This window comes from Liquorilactobacillus sicerae (assembly GCF_029916425.1).
In the GTDB taxonomy this organism is placed as follows: domain Bacteria; phylum Bacillota; class Bacilli; order Lactobacillales; family Lactobacillaceae; genus Liquorilactobacillus; species Liquorilactobacillus sicerae.
On sequence record NZ_JAHAVQ010000003.1, the window covers coordinates 1 to 22,048 of the forward strand.

Consider the following 22,048-nt stretch of genomic DNA (forward strand, 5'->3'; position numbering starts at 1 on the left):
CACGGCCCATCAACTTAACGTTTAGTTCTTTATTTTCCAAATAGATCTTATTTAAATCAGTGATTTCTAATTCTCCCCGAGCTGAGGGTTTCAAGTTTGCTGCATAATCAACGACTCGATTGTCATAGAAATATAAACCCGTAACCGCATAATTGCTCTTGGGGTTAGTTGGCTTTTCTTCCAATGAAATTGCGTGCCTTTGATCATCAAATTCAACCACCCCAAAGCGTTCAGGATCATTGACATGATAGCCAAAGACTGTTGCTCCAGATTTTTGTTGGGCGGCCGACTGCAGCATTTTTGACAAACCACTGCCATAATAAATATTATCGCCTAAAATCAAGCAAACTGAATCCTGACCGATAAACTTGCGTCCAACAATGAATGCTTCAGCTAAACCATTCGGATGCTCTTGAACTGCGTAATTCAGGTTGATGCCAAAATCTGAGCCATCACCTAATAATTTTTCAAATAATGGCGTGTATTCAGGCGTTGAAATCAATAAAATGTCACGAATTCCAGCCAACATTAACGTTGACAGTGGATAATAGATCATCGGCTTATCATAAACCGGGATCAGTTGTTTTGAAATACCGCGGGTGATCGGATACAAACGTGTTCCGCTGCCACCAGCGAGAATAATACCTTTCATTTGAAATTAACTCCTTACAAAAATAATCAATATACTTATATTTGACCAGTTAATTTTTATATTGAATCAATAATATTAGAAAAGCTTTTCACATCTACAAGAAACTTTGTCTTCTCCTGTTTTATTTTATTTCTATAATTTAAAAAGTCATTACTGGCTTTACTATAATTGTTTAAGCAGTAATAAATCCTATTTACAATATTGTTCACTTCAATATTTTTGTCATCAAATTTGTAGCAATGCGGTATTGCAACATCTTCTTGAAATTTAGCTGAACCTCTTTTACCAGTAATTACACAACAGCCCAGAATTGCTGCCTCTCTTGGCAGTCTGTCTTTGCCAGGATGGTTTCCAAAGTCTATGTACACCTTACCTCTCTTAAAGTTCTCTAAAATCATATAATTTGTCATATTTTTAATAGCTACCCACCTTATTTTCAAATTATGCATATTTGATTGTTTTATTATTTTCTTGGTAAATTTAAACCCCTTTGCAGGATTATAAAAAACAATGTTATCTCTTTTTGTCTCGTTACGATCTATATTGTTGCTTTCTTTTAAGTAGTAATCATTAACATAATCAGAAAGATAAAGTATTTTTTTGCTCTCAATGTGATTCGATTTTAAAAATTTAATAGCATAGAAAGATTGGCATAAATTTAGATCTGCATTATTAATTAAAAATTTATTTTCTCCTAAAAGCTTTTTAATTGTTTTGCCAAAAGCATTTTTAATGGAAATATTTTTCAAATTATAAAAGAAATTATTTACTTTTAAAAAATTATCCACACTTAACCACCAAATCACTTTTGTTATGTATTGATAATTTTTTAATAGCGATATGTTAGTTTCAGGAACTATTAAAACATTTTCTTTTTTATCTTCAATTTCATTTATGGAAATCCAACTTCCATTAGTCAAATACTCTTTAAAATCTTCATTACATGGTGAATCTTTTCTATCATTTTCTATTCCAAAATAAGCAATAACAGCTTTTTTGTTAAGCCTATTTAAAAAAAACAATAATTGGTGCAATAACTCAGGTCCTCCACTCTTAGAATAAGCAGGACAACAAATATAAATAATTTTTTTTTCACTTTTATATTCCCCTCAAAATCCAGATATTTTTATTTTACCTAATTAACATCCAACTTTTTTGTAAATCCATCAATAAAACCTTTAATAATAAAAAAAGTCCTTTTTATCCTATTTTTCTCAAAAGGAACTGATAAAATTTGTATTTTTAGAAAATATCCCAATAACGCAGGTAGTTGGGGGAAAAAATTTTTATAATTTCTAAATAAATACACTGTATTACGAACAGCATAGTAATCTCTAAATGGTTGATGGTTACTTACTGAAAAATGCTTTTTAAATATAGTAACTTGTCGTGTATTCCCGATAGTTTGTTTTAAAACACACTTATTGGTTGAATACACTCCATACCCCAAACTGATTAATTTTAAAGCTAAATCAAAATCCACACAATCTATAAAAAGTCTTTCATTATTTTTACCTACAAAATCAAATATTCTAACAGAAACAAGTGAACCTGATGAAATTGGTAAAACATTCTTTATGAAAGAAATACTGGTATCAAAATTGAAATATTCTATTTTCTTTTGTTTAATCACTGGTACACTATCAAAGGAGGATGTCCCAATGTTAAAGATTTGTGGACTTAAAAGACTTATTTTTGAATCCACATTTTCTATTTCTCTCCAAACTTTAATCATGTTATTAAAGAAATCTGTATCAACAATAGAATCTTGATCTATAAAAAAAACCAATTCAATGCTAAATTTCGACTCTAGAAAACTAACTCCTTTATTCTGAGCATATGCTATTCCCATATTTTTTTTTAAATTAATTACGTGTACATTTTTATTACCCGCAAAATCTAACTTAACTCCATTATTTACTAATACAACTGGGCTCCCAATATATTCAAAAAAGCTTACCATTTCTCTTATTTTTGTAATTGGAAAATTATAAATCACAATTACAATTCCATAAATAAACTTCAAGTAAAAATCACTCCATTCCAAAGTATTTTATAAAATTTATAAAGCTCCATACATAATGAGTTATTAAAATGATGTATTAATAAATAATAGATAGTAAACCAAAGTTCTGAAAGAATAAGCCTTACCAGGCTTATACTTAATCAGAAATCTAATTTTTTCAAGCCTATTTCCACTATAACTTTTAAAAAAATCCGTTAAAAATATCTTCTCAAATTTTGAAATAAATTTGAAGTATTGCATCAAAAACGTATTACCTTGTAAGACACTTCCTTTTACAAAACTAATTTGCTTTTTTTGAATTTCTTTGTTAAAAATTTTACTTATTAAGCTTTTTTTTGATCCTGCACCTATAGTATTGTTAGAATGTTGTCTATATAAAACTAACTTTTTGGGAATAAAAATAATTTTTCCAAACACAGTTGCCAACAAACAAAGCCACCAATCATGCATCATAATATCTGAATAATCATAAGTATATAAAAATATTTCTCGAAGCTTATTGTTGAAGCCCATAACACATCCAGGTATATCGTTAGCAATAAATCTTCCAGAAGAATTTATTCCATTAAGTGATCCAACTAATCTTTCAAACGGTCTTGAAATTTTTTCAAGTTTCTCATCAACACATTTTAATCCACAATATACTAAACAAGGTGAATTCTGGATCTTCAAAAATTTTAATTCCTCCTCTAATTTATTTTTTAACCAATAGTCATCTTGATCACAAAAAAAATAATAATCAGCTTCAATTTGTTTTAACAAAGAAAAAAAAGAAACTTTAGGTCCAACATTTTTAAATCCACATTCCTCAATAAAATGTATTCTTCTATCCTTCAATAAATACTCTCTTATTATGTTACAAGTATCATCATTCGATCCATCATCCCTAATGTATAAATCCCAATCATCATAAGTCTGCTCTCTTATTGAGTCAATTTGTTTAGAAATATATTTAGAACCGTTATATGATGACATCAATATAGCAACTTGACACAAAATAAATCCCCCCAAAGCGTTCATTTTAAAAATTAAAAAAGCCTGGCAAAACCAACGGTGCATAATATCCAAGAAGAAGAAAAAAGCTAATAATAGCAAAAGCAACTAAAGATATTCTTTTTAAAAAAATTTTTTTAGTCGAATTTGCTATATAAAATAGAATTTCTGAATACATTAAAATCCAGACTGGTCTTTGAATTCTGATAAAATCTGATGAAAATTTAAGCATTGGCAAAAGCAATAACGTCATAATATTAAAAAAGAAAATTATTGAAAAAAGTCTATCTAGTTTTTTTGAATACATATTTGGATTTAGTTTAAAAAAGTTTAGCTTCATATACATACTGAACAAAACAAAACTAATAATAATTATAAAATACACCATAAACTCAATAGTTGACATATTATTATTTGAGACAAGATAGGACTGTTGTCTCATATTCGCAAAAATAGATATCGCACTTTCTAAAATTTTCTCACCAATAGTCGAAAAATAAATAGTTGCAGAAACCACCACTAAGATTATAATGAATAGTTTAGATTTACTTAATTTATCAACTATATTAACAAACAGTAGTAATATAAAAAACAATACAGAGCTATGTATTGTTCCTGCAAATGCAATTAAAACTATAAACATTAAATAACCTTTCAAATTATCTTTACTTAAGAATATTATAGCAAAAATTCCAATTGCAGCTGCAATAAAAAATCTAATTTGAATACAATCAATCAACGCTGGATATAACAAGTAAAGACTCCATATAAAATTGTTATCCTTCTTATAAAAATATAATAAAGTTACATATATTAAAACCAGCGAAATGAACACTAAAATTCCCTTAAATTGTGCATAACCTATTCCAAGACTTCTACCCATTAAACACAGATAATACCACCCACTTCCTGTTTCATAGTAAAAGTCTTTTTTTATATTGTAATAAATACTGTAGTATGATAAAAAGTCTGGAACATTAGTTGAAGAACTAGTTAGAATTGATAAAAAAATTGTATCAACAAAAAAAATGATTTTCGGTTTTTTTAAGAGAAAACCAATAATAATAAAGAACAGCATAATTGCAAACATTTATTTACTACCTACTCATTTTCTTGAAATCTAAAAAACCCTTTAATATTTTCTTCCACATCTCAATTCTGTTTCTACTATATGGATAAAAAATGGAAAAGAAACAATAATACATAAACATAAATATAAAACTAGTTCGGAAACCATGATTCTCATAATTTCTTCTCAAATATCTGCTATTTCTTGATGAATAGTATAATCTCTCATTGGTATAAACCGCTACAACACTCATCCTCTTAAAAATATTTTTCTTTGTTAATTTATACAAAAATCTAAATAATGGAATATGCTTTGCTTTTCCCATTTGTTGAATTAAAAATGTAGTATTGATTCTTAAAATTTTGTAATTATTTTCTAAAACTTTACAATTTAATTCAGTATCCACAAAGTCTATAAAAAGTAACTCATTGAATCCACCTATCGAATTTACTATTTCAACATTATTTAAAGTTCCTGATGTAATACAATCAATCGGATTAATAATTTCATTAAATTTAGGTAACTTGAGTTTTAAATATTCCTCAAAAGAGATTTTACCATTGTTTAAAATAAACGGACTAATTAAAGCAATTCTCTTTTTACTTAAATATGGCTTAAAATTTTTAATAAGGTTCTTATCACAAATTGAATCCTGGTCTAATGTTAAACACCATTTATAGTTTCCCTCAACTGCGATTTTAAGTATCTCATTGAGTGCAAACGCTATCCCTCTATTTTCATTTTCAAAATGCAGCTCAACTTTTTCTAAATTACTTAAGATTTTTTTTAAATCATTTTTATTTGAAGAATCATTGTCTACTACTATTATTTTATTAACCTGATTATAAATAGAATTAATATTTTTTTTTAGTAAATTCAATTCTGGATTATATAGTACAATCCCCGCGCAAATTTTATCTTCCACTGCTACTATTACACCCTCTAACAATTTCTTCTAATTTCTCTTTATATTTATACATACCTTGATCTAATACTTCATTCCTATCATGTGTTTTAAAATCATTTAAACTTCTAATTTTTAAATTATCTGCCATACCTCTGCCTTTTTTCTTTATAAATTCTTCTTTAGACTTTGTAAAATAGTGATTTATTCTAAAATATTTATCAGAAAAAGCAGAAAAAGCACCTTTAACCTCATGATTTTTTGTATTAATAGATTTAAATTTAGGGAGAATTATAGGATAATGAGGATTCAAAAATCCAATTATTCTTCGGGGATTACATATACTTTTTATATGACTGTTTTTTTCAAAATCATATTCACTTCTATAAATAAAATTTTGTGTAACAAAACCATTTTGCTTCTTTTCAAAACCAGAAGAACCAAAAATAAGCCAATTCACCTTTAAACATGCCACTCTATCTACCATTAAACTATTGATTTTATTTTTTAGATTATCTCTACAATAAATAAATTCATCAGCGTCTAAATATATTAAATATTTATTATTAAGGCCGTATTTATCTAACGAATCATTATAAGCATCTAATTGTCTCACCTTCCCCTTTATTTTTATGTAAGTCACAATTCCTTTCTCTATATATGGTTGAAGTATTGTAAAAGTTTGATCATCACTTTCATTATCATATATATAAAACTTATTAATTCCAATCAATCTATGATATTCAATCCACTCTTCAAGGTAAGCGCCTTCGTCTTTAACTATTGATACAACCGATAACTCATTTATATAAGAATTATTTGAAATATACTCATAATATATATTTTTCAAATAAAGTATAATCAAATATATAAATCCGGCTGGAACTAGTAAAAATTCAATCACTTTTCTCAATTTTAAATTATTCGTTTTCTCATGAATAAAAATATCAAAACTCATTCTTTTTACAGATGCTTTTATATAGTTAATCATTATTTTACTCACTCTTTAAATATTTTCTCTTCAACATTTTAAATCCCTTAATTAATTTACTTTCTCCTTCAACAAACCCCACAGGAAATTCATAAAAAGTTAAACCATTTTTCTTAATCCACACGTCAAGTAATAATTCACTTAAATATCCAAAAATTCTTTGCTCAGACTCACTAAAGTTCGAAATATCGATTTTATTTTCAACTTTTCGCAATACCTCAAAAAGCCAATTTGAATATTCATCAAATATATCTGCTTTTGCAATTATCATATTAAACATATGTGATTTTGTACTTTTTAAATGTTCTTCAAATATTCTAAAATACTCTGGATAATCTTCCTTAAGTACTAGTTCTGTTGTAATAAGGCCTATCTTTTTATGTGAATGGTTATAATGGTTCCGAAGATTTTCAACAAAGTAATTTCTTTTTTGGGGTACAATAACATCATATTTTTTCAAAATATTAACTATATCATTCTTTCCTAAGACTAAATTATAATTAAATTTATTTAAAAAAACATTTTTTTCAACTAATAACCGTCTATAATGAACTAATCCCTTTACATTCGCATCTCTATTTTTCCATGCCCAATACTGTGCTGTTAATTCACAGTAACTATTATTTTTAAAAGAAGTATTTTCTCCAGAATTGTCTCTTAAAAAATTAGGAATCCCTTCACCATTTCCAACTTGAATAGGAATGTAAATTCCATCTTTCTTTGGTATTTTATATTTTTTATGACTAACTACATAAACTTCCACTTTCATTATTTACCACCATTATTAATATGCCCCATTCGGGAACACCATAATTTTGACTGTTTTTAACATAATGTCCAAATCGTACAATAATCCGCTATTTTTAATATATTTTAAGTCTAACGCAACCATCTCATGAAAGCCAACATCATTCCGGCCGCTGACCTGCCACAAACCAGTACAGCCCGGCACCACATACAACCGTTGTTTATCATAGTTGGTATATTTTTTAACTTCTCGTGGCAACGGCGGGCGCGGACCGACTAAACTCATATCGCCCACCAAAACATTAAATAGCTGTGGCAGCTCATCAATGCTATAGCGTCGGATAAACCGGCCAACTTTGGTCACACGTGGATCGTGTTTCATCTTAAACATGGCACCTTTGACTTCATTATACTTTTGCAATTCCTTTAATTTCTTTTCAGCATCAACACACATTGACCGGAACTTGTACATCATGAACTTTTTACCGTTATGACCGACCCTTTCCTGCTGATAAAATACTGAACCCGTTCGGTCATCCAACTTAATGGCCACCGCCACGGTCAAAAATAATGGTGAAAGCAGGATTAAGCCACACCCGCTCAGGATAATGTCCGATAAACGTTTGATCACATGATAAATATGACGACGCTCAATTTGCTTTTTATCTAAAGTCATTGACTGCTGCTCATCACCAAAATCATACTCCAGCATTCTATGTCCCCCCCGCCGTTAAAACATTTAAGTTCATTTTAACAAAATCTTAAACTTAATTAAATAGCAAATTTAAATATAATTAAATACTTAAAAGTGGAATCTTAATTATGTAAACGTGTTAATATCGGCATAATGTTTCTCTTTTGATTCATTTTTATGAAAAAGTCGAATTTAAAACTTTAAAAATTCATTTTTACGTCAAAATAATTACCAAGCAAATTGTCAACTAATAAATTCAACCGGGCTGTTAATCAACTTTAATCAGCCATTTAGCTGAATCTTTGCACCTTTTTGATTATTTACTTACGAGATAAAATCTCCAGCTAAAAAAGCTGGCCCATATTTGGTCAGCTTTTTGTCAAAATCTTATTCATTTTTAGTTAAAATAATCCGCCATCCACACTAGTCTAACAAATCTTGTCTCCGGATGATCTCACGGCTGATTCTTTCGACTTCTTCTAACTTAACCTTCCCTTGATAAACTGACTCTAGGGTGATTGTAATTAGTCCCGTCCGAATTTCCTTGGCCAGCCTCAGCGGTGAGAATAACTTCATCTGATCGATATTTTTAAGACTGTTCTGATAAATCTTGGTCTGTGGTAAATTTTGAAACTGATCTGCCAAGCATTGCCAGGCATAAAACTGTTCCATCAACACACTCTGAGCATCTTTTAATTGCTTTTCAAAAACATGTTTGCAAACTGGTATTGAAATAGTTACTGGACGCTGAAAAACTTCATCGAGCGTCAAGTTCAAGTTGCAACCATCGCTGGAATAAGAATACTTATCGATCAAATAATGCATCCCCAGCCAAGTGGTTGAGTATTGGGTGGCTCCTCCAATTGGCACGAACATTATTTCACCGAGAACGTGGGGCAATGACTTAACCTTTCCATGACTTAAACGCTGATAGGTCCGGGTAATCGACAAACCAAATGGACTACTTGCTATCCACTGATTAAGTAAACATTTGGTGGTCTTACTAGTGACAATCAATCCCTGATGCAGATCAATAATCAATGATTTGTAACGTAGATTGATCGCCTGTTTATGACAATCAATCACCATAATTGTTGTTTTGCCAGCAATTCTGGCATCCTGATCGAAGCACGCCTCATGTTGAAGCTTTTGAAGCAGCTGCTCAAATCCCCAGTTTGGGCAGTTAACCATAACCTTTCACCACTCCTTGTTTGACATAGTTTATATTAGTTATTTAAAAACTAATATAAAAACATAATATATTATTGCAAATAAATTTGCAACAAGTAATTTTGCTCTAGCCTAAAACCCCATTATCTCTAGGTTGTTAGCGCTTAAAAAATTAGTTAATCTAAAAGGGTTCTTGGCCGAGAATTATTAACTTTTTTAACAAGGAGCGATCATTTATGAAATTTTTTAACTCTTTATTAACCGACAATGAATTTTTTTCAACTAGTGATTACCAGCTTTTGCGTGGCGTTTTGAAAAACATTGGTGTCACCCCGCAACAAGATCTCTACCAAGATTTGCTGCAAGAAGGTGCAATCATTTTACTCAAAGCTCGTCAAGCCAAAGCCCAGCAGGGTCAGGCTGCAAACTACAACAACAATTATTATTTTCAGCTGCTCAGATGGCGGCTGCTTGACATCTTGCGCCGGCAACAGCGGGTCAAAGTCAACAGTTTCAGCTTAGAAAAAGCGCAGGAAAGTGATGAAGATTCGAATCCTTTTGAAGTTTCCGATCCGCACGCAGACCGATTTACTGATGATCTCCTGGCTGGTGAGCTGGCCAAGCAGCTGTGGCAAACCTGTACCCCGAACGAACAATTATACCTGAGCTACCGACTACAGGATCTGTCGATGGCGGAGATCGCCCAACGCTGCGGTGTCACCCGTCAGACTATCTATAACTGGCGCAAAAGTTTGATGAAAAAAATGGCAGCGATCTGCGGTGACTTAGCTGATGAACAAAAAATGCCGAAAAAAAACCAGCCTTAAAGACTGGCTTGCTGGTTTAATTGTTTAGTTTTGCAGCAGATAATAATTGAATAATTCAGCAATGCTTTGGCCTTGAAAATCAGTATTTTCCTGACCATTGTCAGTAACACTAACTACTTTGTAATAATCTTGTAGCGAAGGAACTTCCAGTTGAAGATCAGCAACAAAATCAGCTGCAGATTTAAAGGATATCTCACGTTTTTCTTGTCCGTCCAGGTATTTAATTTTAAACATAATTATATTCCTCCTAAATTTTAGTGTCTGATTCTTTCAGTAACTTAAATTGACAAACATTTAGAACAGCTTTAAAATATATTTGTTATTTAAAAAGTAACACTTTTGAATAGGAATTGCAAACTTTATTATTTCCTATTGTTCCAACCTTTTTTCAGCCGCCACTTGAATGGGCGCTGGAATGTTTAATTAACTGTTTTGATATTTGCTGCTCAGTCATTTGATAAAACAAAATTTTTGAGGGAGGTAATATAATGGACTTTACAGGAGATTTAAAACCCATCAACTTAGCTGAGGTTCAAACTAAGTTGCAGTGGAACTTGGCTCATCAACAACCGGATGACACAACGGAAAAAGTAATTTTAGCAGCCATTTTGGAAAATGTCCGTGACATGGTAGTCGATGCACTAGAAGGACCTTATTGGAGTGCAAACTGGCAAGTCAGTGATAAAAAAATAGCCATTCTTAATATCACTGATCAACAAGTTGGCACCTTGCAGCCAGAATCTGCTTCGTTTATTCAAGACTTCCAAACCGACGCACCGCATTTAATTACTCGCTTAAACAAAAACGTACAAAAAATTGTTGCTGACAACTAAGCTGGTGGTCAATAACTACTATCACTAGCTGATTAGTCTGCCTGCCGCGTACCCCACGACCATTAAACAAGCATTTTAATGGGTCGTGGGGTACTTTTTTGTTTTAAGTCAAGGAAACACGTTCTTTTAAGGACGTGATGAATTGACTATTATTTTTGATTTTGGTACACATAGTGTGGTTTAATTGTGCTATAATTGCTGTTATGAAAGGCAATAATAGATTAACGTATGGTAGAACATCTGTATATAATCTTAATTACCATATAATTTGGGGAACTAAATACCGCAACAAGGTGTTAAAAGGAAATGTTGAAATAGAATTAAAACAATCTCTTAATAGAATTGCTTTAAAATATGGGTTTAGTATTCCTCATATGGAAATTGGTAAAGATGATCATATCCACTTATTAGTTAGCGCTCCACCAAAGCTTTCTGTAACTAATATTGTTAGATGGTTAAAAGGTATCAGTGCTAAAGAACTGTTTGAAAAATGTCCTGAGCTTCAACAAAGCTACTGGAAAAAGAAAGACAGGCATCTTTGGTCGCCAAGTTACTATGTTGAAAGTATTGGTACTACTAATGAAAAAGCAGTAAAAAAATATATTGATGAGCAAAAAGTAAAGCAGGTGAGACTGGATGACACTGAAAGCAATTAAAACTAGAATCTATCCTAATCAGGAGCAACAACAAAAAATTATTGCAAATTTTGGTTATTGTCGCTTTGTGTGGAATCAATTACTAAATATGCAGCAATCCAGATATGATAATGGTGGTAATTATGTTAATGAATTTGGCATGAATTATCTTATCAAATCTTTAAAAAAGGAATATCCATTTCTAAAGGAAGCAGAGTCTACTTCATTATTACATGTCAGCAGAGACTTAAATCATGCTTATCAGAAACTATTTAAAGATCATGTTGGATACCCTAAATTTAAGTCAAGAAAATTTCCTAAACAAAGCTATCAAAGCAACTCTGTTAACAAAAATATTCAAGCTCTAGATAGTACCCACCTAAAACTTCCTAAACTTGGCACAGTCTGTTTTAAATCTGGTAGAGAAGTAATAGGTAAAATTAAAAATGTTACCATTCGACTTTCGGCTACTGATAAATATTATGCAATCTTATTGGTAGACACGGAAATTAAGACTTTACCTAAAACTAAAAATTCAGTAGGAATTGATATGGGGGTCTCTGACCTAATGATTACTAGTGAAGGCGTAAAATATCCAAGCATTCGGTTTGATAAGTTACTTAGTAAAAAGAAACATTACTGGGAAAAACGTTTAGCCCGTAGAAGACTACAAGCTCAGAAAGAAATAGCTTGGGATAAACACGATAAAGTTCTTATTCCTAGAGAGCTTAGTGACTTTAAAAACTATCTGAAGGCACGGCATATGGTGGCAAAGTACAATGAGAAAATTGCCAACCAACGGAATAATTATTTACATGCTTTAACAAAAGAACTAGTAGAGCAATATGACGTGATTAAAATAGAAGATTTGAAAGCCAAGAATCTTCTGAAAAATCACAAACTTGCCAGAGCAATTGCTAATCAAAGTTGGAGGAAACTGCGTTTCCAATTAGCTTACAAATGTGAATGGTACGGAAAACAATTAGTCATTGTTAATCCCAGAAAAACGTCTCAAATCTGTAGTAGCTGTGGATTTGATGATGGCAAGCATACTCTAAATGTTCGACAATGGACTTGTCCTAGCTGTGGAATTCACCATGATAGAGATATAAATGCAGCTAAAAATACAACAAAAAACAAGCCAGTTACGTATCAATATCTGACTTGTTAATTGCCACCATTTGTCTAAGAAAACGGAATTACTTCAATGTTTTACTAATTAATATGGGTAAGGTTACTTAGTTGAACTCTTTTGCTGCTGAATCTTGCTCAACTGCCGGTATTGGCCTAGCATCCACTGGACAAAATCTTTACCCTTTGGCATCGTTTCGGTAACTGAAAGGACTGGGACATTATATTTCTTAGCTAATTTGACTAAGTTGGCAACTGTCTTATCGGTTGCTTGAGTATTCTGAACGAAGAAAGCAATTTTGTGTTCTTTGATGTCGGTTTGCATCTGACGAATATCCTTTGGTGATGGATCGATTCCCTTTTCAACCGAAGCAGCGAAATCAGTATTGTTTTCACGATAGCCGAGTTCAGTTAAGGCATAATCGAAGACCGGTTCGCTGACGTCAACTAATTGCTGGTTGCTATTTTTGCTTAAAGACTGAACTTTAGTTGAAATCTGGTTAAGCTGTTTGAGATAAATCTGGGCATTTTTTTGGAAATAAGCTTTATTTTTCGGCTGCAGTTTGCTGAACTTCTTTACCAGGTAATTGACCAGTTTGGGCATCGTTTGGGTGTTATACCACAAATGCGGATTATCGCCCGTCTTTTTATTCATGACATCCTCGCCGACTCGAACGACCGTAGCTGATTTATTATTTTTAGCCAACTTGCTCATCCAAGTATCATAGCCGATCCCATTATAGATGATCACATCAGCTTGACTGACCTCTTTGGAAACTCCACTGGTTGGCTGATACTCATGGGGGTCGATACTTGGTTTATTGATTACTGAAGTTACCGACCCTTTATCACCCAAAACCCGTTTGGCAGCTTCACCATAAAAATCAACTGACGAAACGACCTGAATCTTTTGCTGAGACTTAGAGTTGCTGGATGAATTGCTGCAGGCGGCCAAACCAATCCCAACCGTCAACAAGACCACTAACAAACTGAAAATATGTAACAATTTTTGCTTCAAAATCAAAACTCCCTTTCAAATAGTAATTATTACTATTTGATTATAACAAACTCAGTTGATTTGTAAATAGTAATTGTTACTCTTTATTAAATCATTAAAAAAATCAGTTAACTTGTAATTTTTTGGTGTTAAAATTTGCCAATCTGCCCCTCTGCACAGGTAACTTTGCTAATTTACCATCAAGCCGGGGCTCGCTAAACCAAAAAAAACAGCTAGATTAAGTAAAATTAACCTAGCTGTTTTTTATTTTTACTATTGTTCGACCGATTTTGAAGCACGCTAATTTATTTTAGTCATAAAGCTGCTTTTAGCCAGATACTGCTTGCCCGCCGTTATATCGTACTGAACTAATTGATAATCGTGATAAAGTTCCTTTTGCTTAGCTGACAATGAATCATAGGCGACAACATTACCGTGTGAATTGACAAATTCGGCATTTGAGTTATAACTATTGGTCCCATTATTGAAAGAGTTGACTGTAATTGCTGGCAAATCTTGGTGGATTTTGGTTAGGAGCGCATTGTAGGCTGAAACCTTTGAGTTAGGCTGTTCCAGCGACATGGCAATAAAATCTGATGGATCGACATAATTCGTTTTAGACGATTGATTCTTACTGATTCCCATCCCGTGCTGACGAGCATATTTATTCGAATAAATAAAATAGTCCGTTTGATGCAGCTGCAAACCATATTTGCTCATCGAATCCCCACTATAGATTCCTGGCAAATGATCACCATACCAGACTAAAGTGATCGGTTTTTTGATCTGATTTAGTTTTTTGATGAAGGCTTTGAGATATTCGTCTGTATAACTAACGCCGGTGGCAAAATCTTCGGCACTGGTTTTAGCAGTCTTATCGCTAACCGCCCGCCCGCTGACACTAAAGCCGCGGCTGTTATAATAATTTTTGTCGTATGGATAATGATTTTGCATTGTGACCAAATTAATGAACTGCCCACCGGATTTACGATTGATTTGATCAAGGACATTATCATAGGCAGTTTGATCAGATAAATACTGACTGCGATCAATTCGATGCTGCTGCTTAATCTTATACTTACTGCCTAGATAATAAAAACGATTAAAACCAAACTTTTGATAAACTTCTTGGCGATTGTAGTAAACACCTAAGTAAGGATGAATTGCCGTTGAATAACTGAAACTCTGATTAAAAGAAGGAGCTTTCTTCAGCTTAGTAACGATTTGGGTATACGGTGTTGGTAACGTTGCTGAAAAGTTACTCATTGATAGGCCGGTCAAAGCCATGTATTCCATATTGGCCGTCCCACCACCGTAACCAGAACTCATCATTAAACCGGACGTCGTTTTAAGCTTCAAATTACGCAGATACGGCATCGGATCTTTGTTAATCGTCATCTCTGGCACCCGCTCAGGATCAGCAAAACTTTCGCTCAAGGTGAAAATAAAAGTCTGCTTGCTAGGATTATTTTTACGAGTTTGATTAATCTGAGCGGCCATTTTTGTATATTTGCGGGCAATTTGCTGCATTTTTGCACGACTATAGCCCGCTGGCTTGTCCATAACTTTAACGTCGACATTATTCAAAAACTGTAAAACGGCCCCATTTTTCTGGGCGCCAACTGGCTGATTGTAAAACATTGGCTCATTGCCGATCAGCGATGACACGACTTGAACCGGTGAGTTTTGATGATTCAAGAAAAAAGTTCCGCTCAAAAACAGCAAACTAATTGCCAACCAAATGGATCTCTTCTGCCAGCTGCGATGCGTAACGCGGTGGCGGCGGTCAAAAAAGATTGCCACTGCCAGGGCCAAAATAATTGCTGCTCCCCCAACAATTACAATAGCTATATTTATCATTCCCAGAAGACTAAAGGTTGCTTTGAGCATCGTCAAATCACTCGGCAAAACTGGTTCATCCCGAATTTGTAATTTAGAGCGACTAATCAAAGAAAAAATCAGATAAAACAATGAAGTAATCGACAAAGCGGTCCAGTAATTATCGAATAAAATAAACCTGAGGATCATAAACAGTGCTGTCAGCAACAAGACATTTAAAATAATCACTGGGAAGCGAATAAACAAAGTATAGACAAAAATATTACTGGTCAAAGCGGTACTTGGACTAATCTGGAAGCTAGTATTCATCACTAACATGGAAAATGCTGCCACTAAATAGAACCAGCCAAAAACTAGCAGCTGACGCCGATGTTTATACCAGAACTTCTTCAGCAGCTGCGGTAAGTCGGTCACCTGATCCAGCAAACCAGCGAGTGTCTGCTGCTGCAGCCAATGTTCTTGCGGTTGCAGCATCTTTGCTGCCAGCCAGCGCAAAGCAAAATTCAAACCCCAAATGAGTAACGGAAAAATGATGGCTTCTGCCAGCGCAAAGATCAGTTTGATCGAACCAAGATGATTGCTGTTCCAATTATTGTTGATGTTTAAAATCGTACTGTACAGCAAATAGCCATCACTCAGCGCCAAAGCTCCTAGCATTAGTTCTTTGACTTGAAACAGTTGGGCAACGGAAAAACGTTCGACAACTGGTTCGAACTTTTGCCAAAAAACAATAGCTAAACAAACGGCTGCCAAGAGATTAAAGGCTGAGGTTGAATTGGCAAATCGATCAGCTGTTGAAAAATTAACATATTTGGCATAAGAAATAGCCGGCATCAAGCCATTCAAAACAACAGAAATCAGCCAGCTGCCAGCTGCTGTTAGCCAGAGCTTTTTAGTTTGTTGCAACTGGTGAGCTGCTAAGAAATGACGTAAAGCAACTCCCAGCAAATATAAATAACCGCCAAAGAGCACGGTATTGCCACTGCCAAAACCAAAAAGATCCGCATGAAAAATAGTCGGCAAAACTGCCAGCAGGCCAAAAACTGTCAAGACACGTTTGGGCGGTTGCCGCAGAAGTAACTTTCCAAACGCCGGTTGTAAGACCTGAGCTAAAAAGATACCGCTAATCACCGGGTAAGCATTTCGCGTCAGTGGCAAAAAGGCCGAGTAAAAATTACTAAGACTATACTTCTGGAAGCCAAATAAGGCAATCAACAGCCAAGCAACCGCAAACAAGACGAGGTATAGCCACTGTTTGACCAATTGTTTGAACGAAAAGCGCTGTTTTGCTAACCCAAGGCCCAGCATGATCACCACGAGCGGTAGAGCCAGCGAAGTCGTGGCGCGCGCAATGTTCATAGCTGCATATAAAAACGATGGTCGGGTTGCCTGCGATAAAACCGTTGATCCGGCATTCCAAAAAAGACTATTCAATAGCAAAAAACTTGCACTGCCAAAAATAAACAGCCAGAATAGCCTTACTCTTTTGTTTTGCATTGTTTTCATTTTCTACATCCTAACTGAAATTAATCTTTAACATCATGATAAGCACAGTAAAGTTCATTATAACGCAAAATTGTGAATAAAAAATTAAAATTTTGTTAGGCTGTTTCTTAACACAAAAACTTAAAGAAAAAAGGCTTTTTACTTACTATTCTAAAGTTAAATTAACTCAAGCAGCAAATATTTACTTTCGATTCTTAAGATAAGTTTTGAAAACTAGAAACTGGTTTTTAAAATACTTTTCTTCATCTAAATAGGGTCTTACATGATAAAATGTATTCAATGGAGGTGCCGTTAAATGTTAAATAATAATAACTTACAGCAAGATACTTTGCAAAAGCTTGCAGAACGAATTCGTGAAGATATCAAATTTATCCGTAGTCACCATGTTGATTATGGTTTTTTAAACGAAACAGTTAACGAGGACCTCAGATGGCTGAGCCAGATCGTTAATGACACCGATTTGATCGATCACAAAGAACTAGGTGAATTTTACGATATTTTTATCTTTCAGCTGCAATATTTGATTGATTCACGGCCAACAGTCCATACTTTGGAACGTTTAGATGATCTTTTAGATGAAACTTTCAAACAGCAGGCCGCCAAAAGAGCCGACTAAATCTTTTAAAAAGTATTATGCTAATTGAAAATAATCTTTAAGTACCCTTAAGAATCTCAATATTCGTGTCAGCGTTATTTGATTACGGATAACCAAGAACCAGGCCGTTACCAACCAAGATCAACATAATCTTTTTACAACCTGGATTATTCAGAGTTTCAAAAGAACCGCCAGTTTTCGGAAAATCTCGAAAACTGGCGGTTCTTGTTGAATTATGAAGTTTAAGAACTCTGAAACATGCTAATTTGTGTCCAAGGTTGGTTTACCTTGGACTTTTGCGTACGCTTATCCCTTACTTTTTTACTGGCATATTGAGTTTTCTCAACTTAGTTTCTAAGGATCCAGTTGTCATTAAGCTAACTAATAAAGCTTTGGCTGCCGTTGCTTAGCAGAAGGTACCCGCTGACGAACTTCTTTAATTCGTTTTAAATCAATCTCCGTGACAACTAAGTTAGGATCTGCTCCGGCCCGTGCGATCGGCACCCCAAAAGGATCGACAACTAAACTATCACCAACACATTTATCGACAGCTGGCAAATTACAACCAGCAACATACACTGTATTTTCCAAAGCCCGAGCTGTCAATAAAGTCTGCCAATGATGTTCTTTGAGTGAGCCACGATACCAAGAAGCTGGGACAATAATTAAGTCAGCATCATGCAGAGCCTGATAACGAGCAATCTCTGGAAAACGCAGCTCATAACAGACAAACAGACCAATTTTCCCAAATGGAGTCTCAATTGGTTTAAATAGATGCTTGCCAGGTGCGACCGTCAGTGATTCCTTGGCTCCAAAAGCATCATAAAGATGGGTTTTATAATACGTTCCGCGAATCTGACCATCGTTGTCAACCACGATAACCGCATTTTTGACTCGCTGATCTTTAGAATCATTAGGAGCTTGGCGCATCCCAAAAATGATCCACAGCTGCAGGTCATCAGCTAACTCACGCATGCCATTAACAAAGCTGCCATTCAATGGCTGAGAATATTTCAAAGTTGTCGCTAAGTCGACCTTCGTTGTCAAAGCACTCATGTACAATTCTGGAAAAACCACCAACTGAGCTCCCGCCTGCTGGGCTCGCGTAGCATAATCTCGTGCAGTTTTTAAATTTTCAAGATAATTCTCAGTTGATGGCGCTTGGGCTAGTGCAATTTTAAATTTCATTAATCCATCCCCATGTCTTTTTGCTTGCATTTAATATAGCATAAAAGCTCACGTACAACAAAAAATCAGTTAGTATTTTTTAAATCTTGTTATTTTCTGTGGCTATTCATCAGTAACATATTGATATAGGGCTCGCAAAACTGCACGTTTGCCTTCATCTTCTTCTTTTTGAAACTCAGATTTCAAAATTTGCGGACCAAGACTCTTAGCTAGAATTAATAACGCTTCAATTTGATCTTTCATGACTTTCCCTCGATTTCCAAATGCTTATTGTTAATTTCTTCTGTAATACTTTATATTTTTAAGATAAGTTGTTCGAATAAAATCCAACAATCAAAGTAACCAATGCCTTAATAATTTTTAATAAGCTAAGCTGATTTGCGGTTTGTAAATCAAATTTGAAATTTGAATGAATTTTCAGAGATATTTTGGGTAAAAAAAATTGACGAAATTAATTGAATAATTAATTTTACTATAAGCATTTTCTTTGAATAATCAGCAATATATGATAAGTTATAGAATATAACTTGATTTTTGCACTAAGGACTCGCTACTAAAAAGGGAGTAGTCAAAGTACCTGGGAGTGCATATCACTTATGAAAAAGAAATTATTTTATCTACTTTTATTGCTATCTGTTATTGTGGGGATCTTAATCTATCGTACCAACCAACAAGTTAATCACCAATCAGCTGATACTGCTAATGCAGCTTCATCAAACGAAAATTCAAAATCAAATCAGCAAACGATTAAAACTAAACAGACAAAAATCAAGCAAAAATTGCAAAAATATTTAGATACTGTTACGGCTGATAAAACAGCTAGCGTTAGTTTCTACAATTTAAGCCCTGTTTCCGGCAGCAAAGCAGCTAAAAGCTCGAATGCAGCCGTTTATCAAGAAGGCAAATTGGCTGTTTCAGCTAATGCACATACAGCTGAAGTTGCCGCCAGTACCTTCAAATTATTTATTACGGCTTTTTTGATGAAAGAAAAACAAGCCGGTAATTTTAGCTGGACAACTGCTAATCAGAGCGGTTTTGAAAACATGATTGTTTATAGTCAAAATGATTATGCTGATGAACAACTTTCAAACTACGGTTTAAGCACGATCAATAGCTTTATTGCAAATCAAGGTTGGTACTCACCCGTTTTTGTTGAGGGACAGGATGCAGAAACAACTGCCACTAGTCTAATTTATTTATTGAAACAATTGGCTGAAGGTACTGGCGTTTTCAGCAATTCAAGTGATCGCAATTATATTTTAGGTTTGATGAAAAAACAAGTCTACCGCAAAGGTATTCCAACTGGAGCAGCTGAAGCAATGAAAGGCACCACCGTTCAAGACAAAGTTGGCTTTCTCGATGACACCAACAATGATGCCGGGATCGTCACCTTGCCGAATGGTCAACGTTACTTGTTGGTCGTTATGACTCATGGTCACAATCAAAGCGGCTTTAGCGGTTTCCCAAGAATTGCCAAAATCACCAAACATATTCAGGAGATTGTCTATGGCAATTAGAATTAACTTAATTGGTTAGCCATTTTCAGTCGGGCCTAATTAGGCAGATTCGAAGAAAAGTTCTCATAATCTTCAACCAACTGAGCTCCTAAGTCAATTACTCGCTGACCAGCCAGCATTAAAGACTCGGCCAGCAGATGTCCGGCTGGTCCCAACAACACCAAGACCAGTTTCTGCTTAGCAGCCGCTATAATTTTGTCAAGTTGTGACGCAGGGTTATCGGTCGCGTAGATGATTTCTGTAACTGAGGCCGCATTAGCTGCTAAACTGGTTTTTAAATGCTTTTCACTGATGATCAAAAGATCCTGATTCTCCCAAAGCTGTTGAAATCTGTGATAAATTTCAACAGCTTTTTTGAATGGAAAATTAGCAAACGGCTGACTAAGCCGACCATCCCCATAATTAACGGCATTAAAAAATGTTCGATAAGTTCCTTGATATTTTGCGGTGCTCGACTGGTGATCGGCAGACATTGCTAAAAGATTTGGCAAGCCAACTAAGACCTGCTGACCAGCAGGGAGATTAACAATATTTAACAGCGTATGAACCAAAGCTGAATCAGCAACCGACTGGCTAGCTTCACCGCAAAGCAACTGAATGTCAGCCAAGCTGAGATTAATCAATGACACCGAAGTCGTAGTCAAGCGCGTCAAAGTCTCGCTGGGGCTCAAAATTTTGGGCTGAAATTGGTGCGGTGCCTGCAATGAATAAAGCTGACTAGTCTGGGATGCTTGCAACAAATAAAAAATTGCGTCGATCAAAACATGTTTTGTGAAATATCCTTGTCGCAACAATTCAGCAAAGTGGTCGACACTGGTGATCAAGTCTTGATATTCAGCAACTGATAGTGCCTGGATTTGGCTAACAGCTTCAGCCAAGGAAACTACGACCAAGCCGAGATGATTTTGTCGCACTAAGTCGGCGTTAGCGTTGCTGGCATCCACTACGACCGGCAATCCGGCCGCGAGATAAGTTCCCAATTTAAAAGAATTAGCGTACATCATGTACTCATGCCAATAATGATCTGTCCCCCAAACTAAACCGAACCCGCCATTTTGCTGGAGATCTGGCAGCAAAGCTACATCTGGCAAAGGTGCAATATAGTTAATAGCTGGATTAGGTTCAGCCGGTTTAGCCGCATATAATCTGATTGGCACTTTTTTTTCAGACCAGTCATTAATGAAAGAAAATTTTTGCGGATTGCCAATAAAACTCAACTGGCGGTTAAATGGCGGTTTGAGCCATTTGGGGTAATCATATAAATGATCCCAAACCCCTTGGATCAAGATCTTTTTGACTTGCAAGCCATGGTTCACCAGCAAACGGCGCATATTTTCACTCGGGAGAATAATAACATCGGCTTGATTATAGGCAGCAATCAACTTCGGCAACAGATAACGATTGGACTCAAACATCAAGGCAATCACATCATGCACGAAAATTATCAGCTTTGAATCACGATAAGCTTTGACGTGATTGATGAGTGCCTGATCAAATTCCAGATCATTCCAAGTCGGCGTTTGGAAAATCATAATGTCCCCACGGGCAAAACTGGCAAAAATTCCATCGAGCCGTTTGGTTAGTTCCCCCGCAGTGTCGCTTTTAACTGGATAATTGTAGATCCCGGCTTCACTGATTCCAAGTTGCTGGGCAATTTTAGCAACCATATTCTGAGCAATCAGCGCTGTACTGGCAGCTGATTGACCATAAATATTAGTGATATGAACGTTCAAT

The 22,048-nt window shown here is 34.6% G+C and carries 22 protein-coding genes; 6 read left to right on the forward strand and 16 right to left on the reverse strand.

What is annotated here, in order from left to right; translation table 11 throughout:
* From rfbA to KH893_RS02245, 10 genes are all read right to left on the reverse strand, one after another.
* The coding region (rfbA, locus tag KH893_RS02200; protein WP_281164540.1) for a glucose-1-phosphate thymidylyltransferase RfbA at positions 1 to 652 on the reverse strand (652 nt) is incomplete at its 3' end.
* Positions 653 to 708: 56 nt separating this feature from the next.
* The gene (locus KH893_RS02205) at positions 709 to 1,686 is read right to left on the reverse strand and encodes a hypothetical protein (RefSeq protein WP_281164541.1); all 978 of its coding nucleotides are present in this window, start codon (positions 1,684 to 1,686) and stop codon (positions 709 to 711) included.
* A 101-nt stretch (positions 1,687 to 1,787) separates the two neighbouring features.
* Positions 1,788 to 2,678, reverse strand: coding sequence for a glycosyltransferase (locus KH893_RS02210; RefSeq protein WP_281164542.1), 891 nt, complete (start codon positions 2,676 to 2,678; stop codon positions 1,788 to 1,790).
* A gap of 63 nt (positions 2,679 to 2,741) precedes the next feature.
* Positions 2,742 to 3,674, reverse strand: coding sequence for a glycosyltransferase family 2 protein (locus KH893_RS02215; RefSeq protein ID WP_281164543.1), 933 nt, complete (start codon positions 3,672 to 3,674; stop codon positions 2,742 to 2,744).
* 25 nt (positions 3,675 to 3,699) lie between these two features.
* Positions 3,700 to 4,761, reverse strand: coding sequence for an EpsG family protein (locus KH893_RS02220; RefSeq protein ID WP_281164544.1), 1,062 nt, complete (start codon positions 4,759 to 4,761; stop codon positions 3,700 to 3,702).
* A gap of 7 nt (positions 4,762 to 4,768) precedes the next feature.
* Entirely contained in the window at positions 4,769 to 5,665 is an 897-nt protein-coding gene (locus KH893_RS02225; protein WP_281164545.1) for a glycosyltransferase, read from the reverse strand.
* Complete coding sequence (locus KH893_RS02230; protein ID WP_281164546.1) at positions 5,655 to 6,635, reverse strand: glycosyltransferase family 2 protein; 981 nt, start codon at positions 6,633 to 6,635, stop codon at positions 5,655 to 5,657. The genes KH893_RS02225 and KH893_RS02230 overlap by 11 nt, the downstream gene beginning before the upstream one ends.
* Positions 6,636 to 6,639: 4 nt before the next feature.
* Positions 6,640 to 7,404: a DUF4422 domain-containing protein gene (locus KH893_RS02235; RefSeq protein ID WP_281164547.1), complete on the reverse strand. Its 765-nt coding sequence runs from the start codon at positions 7,402 to 7,404 to the stop codon at positions 6,640 to 6,642.
* 15 nt (positions 7,405 to 7,419) lie between these two features.
* Positions 7,420 to 8,058 (reverse strand): sugar transferase, encoded by a 639-nt coding sequence (locus KH893_RS02240; protein WP_427859745.1) that lies wholly within the window; start codon positions 8,056 to 8,058, stop codon positions 7,420 to 7,422.
* 441 nt (positions 8,059 to 8,499) lie between these two features.
* Positions 8,500 to 9,267, reverse strand: a complete 768-nt coding sequence (locus KH893_RS02245) for a hypothetical protein (RefSeq protein ID WP_281164549.1) — start codon at positions 9,265 to 9,267, stop codon at positions 8,500 to 8,502.
* A gap of 215 nt (positions 9,268 to 9,482) precedes the next feature.
* On the opposite strand from KH893_RS02245, the gene KH893_RS02250 reads away from it, so the two are divergent.
* On the forward strand, positions 9,483 to 10,073 hold the full coding sequence (locus KH893_RS02250; protein WP_281164550.1) for a sigma-70 family RNA polymerase sigma factor: 591 nt from the start codon (positions 9,483 to 9,485) through the stop codon (positions 10,071 to 10,073).
* A gap of 24 nt (positions 10,074 to 10,097) precedes the next feature.
* Here KH893_RS02250 and KH893_RS02255 read toward each other — a convergent pair whose 3' ends face one another.
* Positions 10,098 to 10,307 (reverse strand): DUF4649 family protein, encoded by a 210-nt coding sequence (locus tag KH893_RS02255; protein WP_281164551.1) that lies wholly within the window; start codon positions 10,305 to 10,307, stop codon positions 10,098 to 10,100.
* A 254-nt stretch (positions 10,308 to 10,561) separates the two neighbouring features.
* On the opposite strand from KH893_RS02255, the gene KH893_RS02260 reads away from it, so the two are divergent.
* From KH893_RS02260 to KH893_RS02270, 3 genes are all read left to right on the forward strand, one after another.
* On the forward strand, positions 10,562 to 10,906 hold the full coding sequence (locus tag KH893_RS02260; RefSeq protein WP_281164552.1) for a hypothetical protein: 345 nt from the start codon (positions 10,562 to 10,564) through the stop codon (positions 10,904 to 10,906).
* A 203-nt stretch (positions 10,907 to 11,109) separates the two neighbouring features.
* Positions 11,110 to 11,562: an IS200/IS605 family transposase gene (gene tnpA / locus KH893_RS02265; protein ID WP_281164553.1), complete on the forward strand. Its 453-nt coding sequence runs from the start codon at positions 11,110 to 11,112 to the stop codon at positions 11,560 to 11,562.
* Entirely contained in the window at positions 11,543 to 12,712 is a 1,170-nt protein-coding gene (locus KH893_RS02270) for an RNA-guided endonuclease TnpB family protein (protein WP_281164554.1), read from the forward strand. Before tnpA ends, KH893_RS02270 begins: the two co-directional genes overlap by 20 nt.
* A 63-nt stretch (positions 12,713 to 12,775) precedes the next feature.
* Here KH893_RS02270 and KH893_RS02275 read toward each other — a convergent pair whose 3' ends face one another.
* Both KH893_RS02275 and KH893_RS02280 read right to left on the reverse strand, forming a co-directional pair.
* Complete coding sequence (locus KH893_RS02275; protein ID WP_427859746.1) at positions 12,776 to 13,633, reverse strand: metal ABC transporter solute-binding protein; 858 nt, start codon at positions 13,631 to 13,633, stop codon at positions 12,776 to 12,778.
* Between the two features lie 336 nt (positions 13,634 to 13,969).
* Positions 13,970 to 17,014, reverse strand: coding sequence for an alkaline phosphatase family protein (locus KH893_RS02280; protein WP_281164556.1), 3,045 nt, complete (start codon positions 17,012 to 17,014; stop codon positions 13,970 to 13,972).
* 295 nt (positions 17,015 to 17,309) lie between these two features.
* Here KH893_RS02280 and KH893_RS02285 point away from each other — a divergent pair, with 295 nt between their 5' ends.
* Positions 17,310 to 17,630, forward strand: coding sequence for a hypothetical protein (locus KH893_RS02285; RefSeq protein WP_281164557.1), 321 nt, complete (start codon positions 17,310 to 17,312; stop codon positions 17,628 to 17,630).
* A gap of 360 nt (positions 17,631 to 17,990) precedes the next feature.
* Here KH893_RS02285 and KH893_RS02290 read toward each other — a convergent pair whose 3' ends face one another.
* Together KH893_RS02290 and KH893_RS02295 are read right to left on the reverse strand one after the other, a co-directional pair.
* Positions 17,991 to 18,797: a carbon-nitrogen hydrolase family protein gene (locus tag KH893_RS02290; protein WP_281164558.1), complete on the reverse strand. Its 807-nt coding sequence runs from the start codon at positions 18,795 to 18,797 to the stop codon at positions 17,991 to 17,993.
* 102 nt (positions 18,798 to 18,899) lie between these two features.
* Entirely contained in the window at positions 18,900 to 19,040 is a 141-nt protein-coding gene (locus KH893_RS02295) for a hypothetical protein (protein WP_281164559.1), read from the reverse strand.
* 353 nt (positions 19,041 to 19,393) lie between these two features.
* Here KH893_RS02295 and KH893_RS02300 point away from each other — a divergent pair, with 353 nt between their 5' ends.
* On the forward strand, positions 19,394 to 20,314 hold the full coding sequence (locus tag KH893_RS02300) for a serine hydrolase (protein ID WP_281164560.1): 921 nt from the start codon (positions 19,394 to 19,396) through the stop codon (positions 20,312 to 20,314).
* A 35-nt stretch (positions 20,315 to 20,349) separates the two neighbouring features.
* Here the strand turns inward: KH893_RS02300 and KH893_RS02305 are convergent, their stop codons facing one another.
* A complete protein-coding gene (locus KH893_RS02305; RefSeq protein WP_281164561.1) occupies positions 20,350 to 22,047 on the reverse strand; it encodes a glycosyltransferase in 1,698 nt (565 codons plus the stop codon).
* Position 22,048: the final 1 nt, after the last annotated feature.